This is a genomic window from Microbacterium lacus (assembly GCF_044794305.1).
GTDB classification, from domain to species: domain Bacteria; phylum Actinomycetota; class Actinomycetes; order Actinomycetales; family Microbacteriaceae; genus Microbacterium; species Microbacterium lacus_B.
Window position 1 is genome coordinate 3,469,588 of sequence record NZ_CP084996.1, and the last position, 13,085, is coordinate 3,482,672.

Consider the following 13,085-nt stretch of genomic DNA (forward strand, 5'->3'; position numbering starts at 1 on the left):
ATGCGCCTTCCCATCACGCCGGCGACCACGCTGTTGCGTGCGTTGCGCGATGAGGTGCGTCACAACAACCGCGGCGGACGCGTGATCATCGCCGTGGATGGGATCGACGGCGCAGGCAAGACGGTCTTCGCTGATGCTCTGGCCGAGATCTTCGCCGAGACCGGAGCAGCCGTCTTCCGGGCCTCTATCGACGGCTTTCACCGCCCGCGCGTCGAACGCTACGAACGGGGACCTCAGAGCCCTGAGGGGTTCTACCTCGACTCGTACGACTACCCGACGTTCCGGCGCGTGCTGATCGACCCGTTCCGCGAGGGGTGGCAGACGAACGCCACCACCGGGTTCCAGCTCGAGGTCTTCGACGTGCGCCGCGACGCGCCGGTCGAGTCGGTGTGGGTGACCGCGCCGAGGGACGCTGTGCTCATCATCGACGGCATCTTCCTGCATCGCCCCGAGCTGAGGGGCCTATGGAACTGGTCGGTCTGGCTCGAGGTCGCCCCCGAGGTGGCGACGGCTCGCATGGCCGAGCGCGACGGCGGCGATCCCGACCCCGCGGCACCCTCGAACGCGCGCTACCGCCAGGGACAAGAGCTCTACCTCCGCGACGCGAAACCGCGGGAGAAGGCATCCGTCACCGTCGACAACAACGACCCAGCGCACCCCGTGCGCGTGTACGGGGACTTCTGCTGATGGTGGATGCAGGTGTACTCCTGGTCGACAAGCCGGGTGGGATGACGAGCCACGACGTCGTTTCGCGCGCCCGCAAGGCGCTCGGCACACGCAAGATCGGCCACGCAGGAACCCTGGATCCGATGGCGACCGGACTCCTGATTCTCGGAGTCGAGGGCGCGACCCGGTTGCTCACGTACATCGTCGGACTCGACAAGACGTACGAAGCGACGATCCGGCTCGGTGTCGCGACCGACACCGATGACGCCGAAGGTCAGTCGACGCAGACGACGGATGCCTCGGCCATCGTTGATTCGGAGATCACCCAGGGCATCACCGCCCTGACGGGGGAGATCGAGCAAGTGCCCAGCAGCGTCTCGGCGATCAAGGTCGGCGGCAAGCGCGCGTACGACCTCGTCCGAGCCGGCGAAGAGGTCGCGTTGAAGTCGCGCCGGGTCACGGTCTCGCGGTTCGACCTGCTTTCGATGCGGCGGGTGGCAGGTGCCGCAGGTGAGGTGATCGACCTGGAGGTGATCGTGGAGTGCTCGAGCGGCACGTACATTCGCGCGCTCGCCCGAGACCTCGGTGCAGCGCTGGGGGTGGGCGGTCACCTGACCGCGTTGCGCCGCACCCGCATCGGGCCGTTCACGCTCGCGGGAGCGGCGGTTGCCGACGCCCTCGAGGGTGCCGTGCTCCGTTCGCCGACTGACGTTGCCGAGGCCGTCGTGGGGCGACTGGATGTCACCGCAGAAGAGGCGCGCGATCTGCGGCAAGGCAAGCGACTGGTAGGCGCCGCGTCGCGCATGCCGCAGAACCCGACCGCGGCCGTCGACCCCGACGGCGTCCTCGTCGGCATCGTCGAGCGGCGCGCCGCCGACGTGAAGAGCGCCATGAATATGCCGACGGAGGCATTCCGATGATCCTGTGGTTCACCCTCGTTCAAGTTTCGGTCGCAGCGATCGCCGGGGTGCTCTGCATCGTCTTGGGCCTCGCGGGTCGCCGCCCCAGCGACCTCTCGGTCGGCGCGCTCGCACTGGTTGAACTTCTCCTCATCGCGCAGATCGCCATGGCGCTCATCGCACCCGCGGTGGGTAATCCGCCAACGGGGAGCCTGCTGGAGTTTTGGGTGTACCTCGTCTCTGCGGCTCTCTTGCCGCCGGCGGCCGTGTTCTGGGCCCTGCTCGAGCGCAGCCGCTGGAGCACCGTGATCCTGGGCATCGCGGCGCTCGCGGTCGCGATCATGGTGTGGCGGATGCACGCCATCTGGACCGTCCAGGTCGCCTGACCGGTGCGGGTTCCGCTCGGCGCTCGGCGCCTTCCGCGGCTCCTAGACTTGACCTGTCATGTCGTCATCCGCTCGCCCCCGCATGACCGGCATCGGCCGAGTCCTCGTGATCGTCTATGCGATCATGGCCCTCGCCGCCACCGGTCGCTCTTTCGTCCAGATCGTCCGCGCCTTCGATGAGGCGCCGCTGGCGTACACGCTCTCCGCGCTCGCGGCGGGTGTGTACATCCTCGCCACGCTCGCTCTCGTGTTCGCCGGCTCGCCCCGGTGGTACCGGGTCGCATGGATTGCGATCGTGTTCGAACTCGTCGGCGTCCTCGTCGTCGGCACGCTCACCTTCGTCCTCCCCGAGTTGTTCGCCCACCAGACGGTGTGGTCGTGGTTCGGAGCCGGGTACTTGTTCATCCCCTTGGTGCTGCCGTTCTTCGGTTTGTGGTGGCTCATCACCCATCGCCCGGGCACACGGGTGCCCGAGGTTGAAGCGGTAGCGGTCGCCCCGTGATCGTCTTTCGCGACCCGGCCGAGATTGCCGCGGGCTTCGGCCCGTCGGTCGTCGCGATCGGCAAATTCGATGGTGTGCACTACGGCCACCGTGCGGTGATCGATCGCGCGCGGGTGGATGCTGCGACCGGCGACGCGCGCGTGGTCGCGGTGACCTTCGACCGAAACCCGCTCGCGTTGCTGCGCCCCGAGCTGTGCCCCGAGAGCCTCATCGGTGAGAACCAGAAGTTGCAACTGCTCGCCGAGACCGGGATCGACGCGACGCTGATGCTGACCTTCGACCGCGCACTGGCCGACCTCACCGCGCGAGAGTTCGTCACCCGCATCCTCGTCGATGCCCTCGATGCGCGGGTCGTGCTGGTGGGCGCCGACTTCCGGTTCGGCAGCGGGGGAGCGGGCACTCCCGACGTGTTGCGCGATCTCGGCCGCGAATTCGGCTTCGAAGTAGAGGTGTTGGGCGATGTCCGCGCGATCGACGGCGGACGGCGCGTCTCGTCGACGTGGATTCGCGAGCTTCTCGCCGAGGGCGAGGTGACCACCGCGGCGCGCTTGCTGGGGCGAGCGCCCTCGGTCTGGGGTGAGGTGGTGCATGGACTCAAGCGCGGTCGCGAGTTGGGCTACCCGACGGCCAACCTGTCGCCGGATCTCGAAGGCTTCATCCCGGCGGACGGCGTCTACGCGGGGTGGCTGATCGACGAAGGATCTGCGGACGGGCTGCGCGGAGGCATCCGTTATCCCGCCGCGATCAGCGTCGGAACCAACCCGACTTTTGACGACGTCCTCGTGCGCCAGGTCGAAGCGTACGTGCTCGATGAGACCGATCTCGATCTCTACGGTCACCGTGTCGAGGTGCAGTTCGTTGCGCGAGTTCGGGGGATGATCGCCTTCGAAGGCGTCGAGGCTCTCAAAGAGCAGATGGCGGATGATGTCCGCCATGTGCGACAGTCACTGGCATGACGACTGAATCCCCCGCACCGCCTTCTGTCTCTGTGCTGCGGCGATTGATCGTGTGGATCATCGTCATCTCGTTCGGCCTCGCAGCCATCGGGGGCATCACCGTCCTCTTGGGCGGTTCGCTCGGCGAGCCGGCAGGCAAGGTGCTCGCGACGACGGCCATCGTCGGTGCGTTCAGCGTCGCAGTGCTGTGCTGCGCCTCGCTCCTGGGCCGACGCCTGCGCGCGTTCGGGGTTGCGGGCGTCGTCATCTCGCTCGTCACTCTGGCGTGGTCGCTGGTGCTGCTGTGGGCATCGGAGGGACTTCCGCAGGGCGACGCGGTGTGGAGGCTTCTGGGTACGGGAATCGCCCTGACCGCAGCATCCGCTCTCGCTTCGCTCTTGCTTCTGCTCGCCGATCGACGTCGACCGGTTGTTCGTGTGGGGTTGTGGGTGACGTTGGGTCTCTTCGCCATCGTGGTTGCAATGGTGATCTACCTGATCTGGGCTGGCGACGTTGACTCCGATGTCTTCCCGAGAGTGCTCGGTATCGTCGCGATCCTCGCTGCTCTCGGCGCCGTCATCGTGCCGGTCATGTCGCTTCTTTTGCGCGACGACGCTGCGGAACGCGCGGCAGTCGGGTCGGTGACGGATGCCTCTGCCCGAGCGATCGCGGACCGGGTCCAGAAGGCGGCCGCCCGCCGCGGATTGACGATCGAGCAGTTTCTCGACGCGGTCGATCCCGCAGTCGATCCGGTCCACGGCAGCTTCCCACCTGCTCCGCGCCCGGGTCCATAGACCGACACGGCACGCGCGCAATACGATCAGGGCGTGGATTTCGCCTCACTGATCGCTTTTGCCGAGACCGCGGTGGCCGCAAAGCCGGTCAACCTGTGGGGTGCTCTCGGTTGCGCGGTGGCGTACTCGGCGTCACTGCTGGCGACACTGGATGCCTTCGCCGATCTCGTCGCGGCACGAGCGCAGTACCCGGACGGTCACCTCGCACCCGGGGTAGGCTTGAGGTTCACTTCGAAGTTGGCGGCCGCGGCGATCGCGGTCATCGCGGCCGGCATTGTGCTCGCCCTCGATAACAATTGGTTCGCTTTCACGAGCCTGACGATCGCATTCGTGGTCATCATCGGCATCGGGGTGATCGTGCTACGACGGCACGCGCGTGTGCTGCGCACCGCCTCAAGAAACTAGGAGAGCCATGAGTCGCACTGACGTGCAGACGCTTCCCGAGCGCGCGGTCGCGCTGCTGGGTGGCGAGCCCGATGACACTACCCTGCGGCGCTACCTGCACGGCCTTCCCGGCGTTGACGCCGTCGGCCTCGAGCAGCGCGCGGCAGGTCTCGGTACGCGGTCGATCAAGACTTCGTCCAAGGCGTGGGCGCTCGACAAGATCATCGACCTCATCGACCTGACAACGCTGGAGGGGGCTGACACCCCGGGCAAGGTTCGTTCGCTCGTCGCGAAGGCGTTGCATCCGGATGCCTCGGACCCGACGTGCCCGCGCGTTGCCGCGGTCTGTGTCTACGGCGATATGGTCCCGTACGCGGTGGCCGCGCTCGGCGCGGCCCACGGGGACCCCGATGACGGGCTGATCTCGGTCGCGGCCGTCGCGACGGCGTTTCCCAGCGGACGAGCGTCGCTCGAGATCAAACTCGCCGACACCGCCGAGGCAGTGGCCCACGGTGCGGACGAAATCGACATGGTGATCGACCGCGGTGCTTTCCTCGCCGGACGCTATGGACTCGTGTTCGACCAGATCGCCCAGGTCAAGCAGGCATGTCGCCGTGCGGACGGGTCGTTCGCGTCGCTGAAGGTCATTCTCGAGACCGGCGAGTTGAACACGTACGACAACATCAAGCGCGCTTCGTGGCTGGCGATCCTCGCCGGCGGCGACTTTATCAAGACCTCAACAGGCAAGGTGCAGCCTGCGGCGACGTTGCCGACCACGTTGCTGATGCTCGAGGTCGTGCGGGACTGGTATCGAGCTACGGGCGAGAGGGTTGGCGTCAAGCCGGCCGGTGGTATTCGCACCTCGAAGGACGCGATCAAGTACGTCGTGACCGTCGCTGAAACGGTGGGCGAGGAGTGGCTGCAGCCGCACCTCTTCCGGTTCGGAGCATCCAGCCTGCTCAATGACGTGCTGCTGCAGCGCCAGAAACTTCGCACCGGGCATTACACCGGCGCCGACTACGTGACGATCGACTAGAAGTCGACTGAGGACCCTGAATCATGAGCTTTCTCGAATACGCACCCGCGCCAGAGTCGCGGGCGATCCTGAACCTGCGCGACAGCTACGGGCTGTTCGTCGACGGTGAGTTCCGTGCCGGCAGCGGCAAGGGGTTCGCGACGATTTCACCCGCTGACGAGTCGCACATCGCGACGATCGCCGAGGCCACCGAAGCCGATGTCAACACCGCCGTCGCCTCAGCGCGCCGCGCCTACGACAAGACCTGGTCGAAGATGAGCGGCCGCGATCGCGGAAAGTACCTCTTCCGCATCGCGCGGCTCGTCCAGGAGCGCGCGCGCGAGCTCGCGGTCGCCGAGAGCCTCGACAACGGCAAGCCGATCAAAGAGTCGCGCGATGTCGACGTTCCCTTGGTGGCAGCCTGGTTCTTCTATTACGCCGGGTGGGCCGACAAACTCGACTACGCGGGCTACGGGGCGAACCCGCGGTCGCTGGGCGTAGCCGCCCAGGTGATCCCGTGGAACTTCCCGCTGCTGATGCTCGCGTGGAAGGTCGCTCCGGCGCTTGCCGCGGGCAACACCGTCGTGATCAAGCCTGCCGAGACCACGTCGCTCTCGGCGATGATCTTCGCCGAGATCCTCCAGCAGGCAGATCTTCCCCCGGGTGTGGTGAACATCGTGACCGGAGCGGGTGCCACCGGAGCTGCTTTGGTGCGGCATCCCGATGTCAACAAAGTCGCCTTCACCGGATCGACCCCGGTAGGACGGGAGATCGCGAAGGCCGTCGCCGGAACCGACAAGAAGCTCACGCTTGAACTCGGTGGCAAAGCGGCGAACATCGTCTTCGACGACGCCCCTCTGGACCAGGCGGTCGAGGGAATCGTCAACGGCATCTTCTTCAATCAGGGCCACGTGTGCTGCGCGGGAAGCCGTCTGCTCGTGCAGGAAAACATCCACGACGAGGTCGTCGATCGCTTGAAGCACCGCCTGTCGACATTGCGCATGGGGGACCCGCTCGACAAGAACACCGACATCGGCGCGATCAACTCTCGCGAGCAGCTCGACCGCATCCGCGAGCTGAGCCAGATCGGCGAGGACGAAGGTGCCGAGCGGTGGAGCGCGCCGTGCGAGATTCCCGACAACGGCTTCTGGTTCGCGCCCACGATCTTCACGAACGTGCAGGCGTCGCACCGCATTGCGCGCGATGAGATCTTCGGACCCGTGCTGTCGGTTCTCACTTTCCGCACCCCGGCCGAGGCGATCGAGAAAGCCAACAACACACCGTACGGATTGTCGGCCGGTATCTGGAGCGACAAGGGCTCGCGCATCCTCGCGGTCGCCGACCGCCTGCGCGCCGGAGTCATCTGGGCCAACACCTTCAACCGCTTCGACCCGGCGTCGCCCTTCGGTGGGTACAAAGAATCCGGCTATGGCCGCGAGGGTGGCCGCCACGGCCTTCTCGCCTACCTGAAGGGAGCGTCGGCGTGAGCAAGCGACTGACCGTGCCCAAGACCTACAAGCTCTACATCGGCGGCGCGTTCCCGCGCACCGAGTCGGGCCGCACCTATGAGGTTGTCTCTGCGAAGGGCGACTTCCTCGCCAACGCCGCGAAGGCATCACGCAAAGATGCTCGGGATGCCGTGACCGCCGCCCGCGCGGCCGTCAAGGGCTGGTCGGGCGCGACCGCGTACAACCGCGGCCAGGTGCTCTATCGGGTCGCCGAGCTGCTCGAGGGGCGCCGCGCACAGTTCGTGGATGAGATCTCGCAGCAGACCGGTGCCTCGACATCGGCAGCAAACGCTGAGGTTGACGATGCCATCGACCGTTGGGTCTGGTACGCCGGGTGGTGCGACAAGTTCGGTCAGGTCGCCGGCAACGGCAACCCGGTCGCGGGTCCCTATTTCAACATCTCGGTGCCTGAGCCGACCGGCGTGGTCGGTATCATCGCCCCGCAGGACTCTTCGCTGCTCGGCCTTGTCTCGGCTGTGGCTCCGGCGCTCGTGACCGGCAACACCGTCGTGGTCGTGGCATCCGAACAGTTCCCGCTGTCAGCGATCAGCCTCGCTGAGGTGCTTGCGACGAGCGACGTGCCCGGAGGAGTAGTGAACATCCTCACCGGGTCTGCCGCCGAGATCGCACCGTGGATTGCTTCGCACCCCGACGTTCACGGACTCGACCTCGTCGGTGCAGGCGACATCGAGTGGATCGATCTACAGATCAAAGCGGCAGAGACGCTTACGCGGGTGCTTGCGCCGGAGAGTGGTCCGGATGCTGCGGCCCCGAGCATCGACCGCATCACGGCGTTCACCGAAACCAAGACCATCTGGCACACCAAGTCGATGGTCTGAAGCTACCCGTCGCCCACGAGTGCTGCACGCACGCCGCGCTCGAGCCACAAGACATATTCCTCGTGCGTCAGGCCAGCATCTTCGACAAGTCGCCCGTAGGTCTCGGCGAGCGTGAGGATCCACAGTGTTGCCGCCTGCTCGGATCGGGCGATATCGGATCGCCACCAGCCGCGATCGTCGAACCGGGTGAGGAATGCTTCCCAGCCGCCCCGGATCTCCGACATGTTCTGTTGCCAGCGCGCCTGCAGGGCGGTGTCTGTCGAAATTGCCCACATTCGCCACAACCGATGGGAGCGCTCGTTCCATTCGGCGCTCCCGCGAGCGATGTGTGCGATCAGCTCGTCACGCGAGAGCAGATGCGCGACCTTGTCGAACTCTTTCCGCGCACGTTCCACGGTCTGCGTTTCCGGGCCGAGGGTCGAGTGCTCGATCACCATGGCGAACAGATCTGCCTTCGTGCCCAGGCGTTCCAAGTAGGGCACTGACACACCCGCCGCCGCTGCGAGATCCGCCATCGTTGTGGACTCGAGTCCTTTCTCCGAGAAGACGGTTAGCGCGCAACGGATGACTTCGATTCGACGTTCTTCGGCGCGCCGACGCCGACCGCTCGCGTCGTAGGGCCGTCGCGACGGAACCTCTTGTGCCCTTTTCATGATGGATATACCATATCGAAATTAGGGGAGTTGCGTCGGAAGGAGCCCGGCAATGTCATCAATCCTCGTCTGCACCAGTCCGGCAGAGTCTCACGTCAATCCGATCCTGGACGTCGTGCGTGCACTCGTCGGCCGCGGGCATCGCGTTCGCGTCTTGACTGGCGCTCGATTCGCTGATCGGATCCGCGCGCTCGGTGCCGAACCACTCGCTCTGCCCGCCGCAGCTGACGTGCTGGACGACATCGAGCTGAAGGGTCGCCCACGTGGCCGGCGTGCCATGAACGAGGGACTCACCGATACGTTCCTTCGACCCGGCCCGCCTCAACTTGGCGCAATCGAGGCGGCGCTCGACGCCGAGTCCGTCGAGGCGATCGTCTCGGACCTGGCCTTCGTCGGCACTCAGCTCTTCGCGTTCCGGGCAGGGCGGCCCGTTCTGGCAGCGGTCGGGATGTTTCCCCTCATGGTTTCGAGCGTCGATACCGGTCCGTTCGGGCTCGGTGTGCCGCCACCGCGCACGAGGGCACACCGCCTGCAGTACAGAATGATGCAGTCCATCGCGCGGCGAGTGATCCTGGCCCCGGTGCACCGCGACGTCGACCGCTTCTATCGTGCGAACGGCCTCCCGGGCCTCGGCGACCTCTTTTTCACCGACTACCTCTTCCAGGACGGACTGCTCGATCTGTACGGGCAGTTCACGGTCCCGTCTTTCGAGTATCCGCGCAGCGACCTGCCAGCACACGTGCGATTCTTCGGGGCCTTGACCCCGCCGGTCACGCAGAAGCGTGCGCTGCCGGATTGGTGGGAGCAACTCGACGACTCGCGCCCCATCGTTCATGTCTCACAGGGCACAGCCGCGAATTACGACTTGGGTGAACTCATCGGCCCGACCCTCGACGGGCTCGCCGGTGAGCCCGTCACCGTCGTGGTCTCGACGGGCGCCGCCGACGGACGCGCCGTGGGCAAGCTTCCCTCGCTGCCCGACAACGCGTTCTCCGCGGAGTTCTTGCCCTACGATCTGCTGATGCCGCGGATCAAGGCGTTCGTGACGAACGGAGGGTACGGGGGCCTCCACGCTGCCATGCGGCACGGCGTTCCGATCGTCGTCGCAGGCGATACCGAGGACAAGCTCGAGACCTCGGCGCGGGTAGCGTGGTCAGGGGTCGGCATCAACCTCAAGACGGGGCACCCGACACCCGAGAAGGTCCGCACGGCGGTGCGCACAGTGCTGTCCGACCCCCGCTATCGAGAGGCATCGGCTCGCATCGGTGCCGACCTCGCTGCGGCGCCTGGGGCAGACGGGTTCGTCGCGGCCGTGGAGGACATCGTGGCCGCGCGGCGCGGGTCGTCAGTGCCACCCGCGCCGACGATCTCCGAAGCGAGGGTGGATGCAGTCTCGCCGCCGCCATTCGGCGCGTCGGCCGAGTACGAGCGCGGCGGTCGGCCTTTTCGTCGCTGAGCGGTGGGCTCGGCGTCGAGCGTCAGCTGAGGTCGAGCCCGCCCCAGTGGCCCGGCTCGCGGAGTTCGCCGTAGCGCAGGTCGATATCGTCCGAGTTGACCGAGGCGACGCACGCCAGCAGTGAGAGGGTCGGGTACCCGAACGGGCGGTTGTCGCGAATGATCGCTCGGTCATCCGTGCTCTCGAGGTTCGTCGTCTCTTCGAGCAGCGTCACCCAGGGAGTCCACCAGCGTTCGTCGTCGCCCACTGCGGTGGCGCGGAAGGGTTCGAGCCACGCGGTGATGCGCGCGGTGGCAGGGTCATCCACGTCTTCGTGAGCGATCATGTGCGTGCCCGGGGCAAGATCGGTCGTCCGCAGATTCTGACCGTCCCAGCTCAGCACGCGGGCGCGCGCGCCGTCGACCTCCACCAGGTTGAAACCGTGCGTCCCGGGGTCGCCTGCCGGCGACCGGCCCGCCACCGAGTCGAGCACGATCGCTCCTCGCGAGCGAAGTTCCGACTCCGGTCGGTCCGAGATGTCCGCGCGGTTGAGGAGGACGGCGAGGCGCCCGGTGTCAGGGTCGGCGGCCAACCAGGCGCCGCCCGCCCGGACGTCACGCACGCCGACGGTGGCCTCGTGGGCCTCGGGCCACCAGCGGCCCAGCGGATTCCATGGGCGTGAGGGATCCTCATCGCGGATCGCGAGGACGCGCGTCGGCTCCTCTGCGGACTCGGGGACGCGGATGATCACGGTGCACATCGGGAGGTGTTCCTCTCAGGTTGGCCGAGGTCGTGCCAAGATCGGATGATGTTCGTCGTCGTCGGAGTCACTGGTGGAATCGCCGCCTACAAGACAGTGCACTTGGTGCGCATCCTCGTGAAGGACGGCCATGATGTCCACGTCATTCCCACGGCGGATGCCGTGCGGTTCGTCGGCATTCCGACCTGGGAGGCGATCAGCCGCAACCCGGTCACCACCTCCGTCCACGACGACGTCGCTCGCGTGCGACACGTCTCGCTCGGTCAGTCGGCCGACCTCGTCATCGTGGCGCCCGCAACGGCGAACAGCCTGGCGAAGATGGCCGCAGGGCTCGCGGACGATCTCCTGGGAACGACCCTACTTGCCACCACGGCACCGGTCGTCGTCGCGCCCGCAATGCACGCCGAAATGTGGCGGCATCCGGCGACTGTCCACAACGTCGCCACCCTGCGGGAGCGCGGCGTGATCATCGTCGGACCCGACGACGGTGCGCTCACCGGAGGTGACAGTGGCCCCGGGCGGATGAGCGAACCCGAGGCGATCTACGAGGCAGCGCTCGTCTCGGTCGTGGGCGAAAGGGCGGTTGACCTTGCGGGACTTCGTGTCGTGGTCAGCGCGGGTGGCACACGCGAACCACTGGATCCCGTCCGCTTCCTCGGCAATCGCTCCAGCGGTCGCCAGGGAGTGGCTGTCGCGCTCGCAGCGGCAGATCGCGGGGCAACCGTCGTCTTAGTGGCGGCGCACGTCGACGAGGGGGTGCTGGCAGAAGCATCCGCTCACTCGCGTATCACTCTCGAGCACGCGGGCACAGCGGCAGAGCTTCAGTCCGCGGTGACCCGCGCCGCGGCCGCGGCCGATGTCGTGGTCATGGCGGCAGCGGTCGCCGACTTCCGTGCCGACGCCGTCTCGCCGGGCAAGCTGACCAAGGAGTCCACCGGTGGAGAAGGGCTTGTTCTACACCTCGTCGAGACCGACGACATCGTCGCGGGTCTCGTGCGTGATCGCCGCCCTGATCAGACGATCGTCGGCTTCGCCGCCGAGACGCCCGCAGAGGGCGAGACGCTGCTGGACCGGGCGCGCAGCAAGGCGTCGCGCAAGGGAGTGGACCTGCTCGCGGCGAACGAAGTCGGCTGGGAACGGGGCTTCGAGAGCACTCAGAACACGTTGCTCATCGTCGACGGGACGGGAACCGTTGTGGGCGAAGGTTCGGGCACGAAACGCGTTGTGGCCGACGTCCTGTGGGACTGCGTCGCAAACACCCGTGACGAAGTGAACAGAGAGTAACGAAAAGGTAACGAGGGCATGTAGTGTGTACGTCACGTCGATGACGACGTGAAGTACCCCGGAGGACATGCCCGATGCCCGACGCTCCCGCTTCCGCGACCTCGCGCGACCGGACGCAGGCCCTGTTGATTGTGTGCGTGCTCGCTGTCGCGAGCATCTTCGTCGCCCTGCTCGGCACTGCGCCTGGGCGTGTCGGCGCGACCGAGTTGCTCGGTGATCCGCGTACGCCGGGGGATGCCGCGTTCATCGCGAGTCACCGCGGTGGCGGCGCGACGGCTCCCGAAAACACCCTGCCGGCGATCACCGCCGCGCTGGCTGCGGGATTCGACTACGTCGAGGTCGATGTGGCGCTCACCGCAGATCGACACCCCGTCCTCATGCACGATGCCACCGTTGACCGCACGACCGACGGTCACGGTGCGATCGCCTCGCTCACGCTCGACGAGGTGCGCGCGCTTGACGCGGGATCCTGGTTCGCCCCGTCCTACGCCGGTACGCCGGTGCCCACCTTCACCGAGTTCCTCGATGTGCTCGCGGCGTCCACACAGCGCTCACTCATCGAATTGAAGGGGGAGTGGGATGCTGCAGCCATCGCTGCAGTCGCCGCCGAGGTGAACGCGCGCGACCTCGAACGACGTGTCGCGTTGGCAAGCTTCGATGCGCGGACGTTGGCTCTCGCCGAAGCGGCCTCCGAGGTGATTCCGCGACTTCTGATCCTCAAGCACGTCCCGGACGATGTCGTGCGTGCCGCGCATGAGGCCGGCGTACGGGGGATTCTCGTGGACCGCAAAGCCGTGCTTGCACGACCCGCGATGGTCGATGACGTCCACGCTGCCGGGGTTCGGATCGTCGTCTATACGCTCAATAGCGACACGCAGTGGACGGCGATGACCGATCTCGGGGTTGACGGCATCGTCACCGACGAACCCGCAGACCTCCTCACCTGGCAGCGAGCGCTCGCGGGCGACGAGTGATCGTCGCGTCCTGACGCGCAATCGCGTCGATGGCGCTAGACTGACACTCGG

The 13,085-nt window shown here is 66.7% G+C and carries 15 protein-coding genes; 13 read left to right on the plus strand and 2 right to left on the minus strand.

Going from position 1 to position 13,085, the window contains the following annotated elements; genetic code table 11:
* Genes LG299_RS16285 through LG299_RS16330 form a run of 10 tightly spaced genes read left to right on the plus strand, consistent with a single transcriptional unit; the run spans window position 1 to window position 7,928 of the window.
* On the plus strand, window positions 1-687 hold the full coding sequence (locus tag LG299_RS16285) for a uridine kinase (RefSeq protein WP_404432120.1): 687 nt from the start codon (window positions 1-3) through the stop codon (window positions 685-687).
* A complete protein-coding gene (gene truB / locus LG299_RS16290; protein ID WP_404432122.1) occupies window positions 687-1,586 on the plus strand; it encodes a tRNA pseudouridine(55) synthase TruB in 900 nt (299 codons plus the stop codon). Before LG299_RS16285 ends, truB begins: the two co-directional genes overlap by 1 nt.
* On the plus strand, window positions 1,583-1,951 hold the full coding sequence (locus LG299_RS16295; protein WP_404432124.1) for a hypothetical protein: 369 nt from the start codon (window positions 1,583-1,585) through the stop codon (window positions 1,949-1,951). Before truB ends, LG299_RS16295 begins: the two co-directional genes overlap by 4 nt.
* A gap of 58 nt (window positions 1,952-2,009) precedes the next feature.
* Window positions 2,010-2,453 carry a hypothetical protein gene (locus tag LG299_RS16300; protein WP_404432126.1) on the plus strand — a complete coding sequence of 148 codons (444 nt, stop codon included), beginning with the start codon at window positions 2,010-2,012 and terminating at the stop codon, window positions 2,451-2,453.
* A complete protein-coding gene (locus tag LG299_RS16305) occupies window positions 2,450-3,409 on the plus strand; it encodes a bifunctional riboflavin kinase/FAD synthetase (RefSeq protein WP_404432128.1) in 960 nt (319 codons plus the stop codon). Before LG299_RS16300 ends, LG299_RS16305 begins: the two co-directional genes overlap by 4 nt.
* Window positions 3,406-4,182 (plus strand): hypothetical protein, encoded by a 777-nt coding sequence (locus tag LG299_RS16310; RefSeq protein ID WP_404432130.1) that lies wholly within the window; start codon window positions 3,406-3,408, stop codon window positions 4,180-4,182. The genes LG299_RS16305 and LG299_RS16310 overlap by 4 nt, the downstream gene beginning before the upstream one ends.
* A 33-nt stretch (window positions 4,183-4,215) precedes the next feature.
* Window positions 4,216-4,587, plus strand: coding sequence for a hypothetical protein (locus LG299_RS16315; protein ID WP_404432132.1), 372 nt, complete (start codon window positions 4,216-4,218; stop codon window positions 4,585-4,587).
* A gap of 7 nt (window positions 4,588-4,594) precedes the next feature.
* The gene (deoC, locus tag LG299_RS16320) at window positions 4,595-5,602 is read left to right on the plus strand and encodes a deoxyribose-phosphate aldolase (protein ID WP_404432134.1); all 1,008 of its coding nucleotides are present in this window, start codon (window positions 4,595-4,597) and stop codon (window positions 5,600-5,602) included.
* A 23-nt stretch (window positions 5,603-5,625) separates the two neighbouring features.
* On the plus strand, window positions 5,626-7,068 hold the full coding sequence (locus LG299_RS16325; RefSeq protein WP_404432136.1) for an aldehyde dehydrogenase family protein: 1,443 nt from the start codon (window positions 5,626-5,628) through the stop codon (window positions 7,066-7,068).
* Window positions 7,065-7,928 carry an aldehyde dehydrogenase family protein gene (locus tag LG299_RS16330; protein ID WP_404432138.1) on the plus strand — a complete coding sequence of 288 codons (864 nt, stop codon included), beginning with the start codon at window positions 7,065-7,067 and terminating at the stop codon, window positions 7,926-7,928. The genes LG299_RS16325 and LG299_RS16330 overlap by 4 nt, the downstream gene beginning before the upstream one ends.
* 2 nt (window positions 7,929-7,930) lie before the next feature.
* Here the strand turns inward: LG299_RS16330 and LG299_RS16335 are convergent, their stop codons facing one another.
* A complete protein-coding gene (locus LG299_RS16335) occupies window positions 7,931-8,581 on the minus strand; it encodes a TetR/AcrR family transcriptional regulator (RefSeq protein ID WP_404432140.1) in 651 nt (216 codons plus the stop codon).
* Window positions 8,582-8,633: 52 nt separating this feature from the next.
* Here LG299_RS16335 and LG299_RS16340 point away from each other — a divergent pair, with 52 nt between their 5' ends.
* Complete coding sequence (locus tag LG299_RS16340) at window positions 8,634-10,037, plus strand: glycosyltransferase (protein ID WP_404432142.1); 1,404 nt, start codon at window positions 8,634-8,636, stop codon at window positions 10,035-10,037.
* 22 nt (window positions 10,038-10,059) lie between these two features.
* On the opposite strand, the gene LG299_RS16345 is transcribed toward LG299_RS16340, so the two are convergent.
* The gene (locus tag LG299_RS16345; protein WP_404432144.1) at window positions 10,060-10,776 is read right to left on the minus strand and encodes an NRDE family protein; all 717 of its coding nucleotides are present in this window, start codon (window positions 10,774-10,776) and stop codon (window positions 10,060-10,062) included.
* A 48-nt stretch (window positions 10,777-10,824) separates the two neighbouring features.
* Here LG299_RS16345 and coaBC point away from each other — a divergent pair, with 48 nt between their 5' ends.
* Complete coding sequence (coaBC, locus tag LG299_RS16350; RefSeq protein ID WP_404432146.1) at window positions 10,825-12,060, plus strand: bifunctional phosphopantothenoylcysteine decarboxylase/phosphopantothenate--cysteine ligase CoaBC; 1,236 nt, start codon at window positions 10,825-10,827, stop codon at window positions 12,058-12,060.
* Between the two features lie 74 nt (window positions 12,061-12,134).
* Entirely contained in the window at window positions 12,135-13,034 is a 900-nt protein-coding gene (locus LG299_RS16355) for a glycerophosphodiester phosphodiesterase (protein ID WP_404432148.1), read from the plus strand.
* Window positions 13,035-13,085 lie beyond the last annotated feature (51 nt).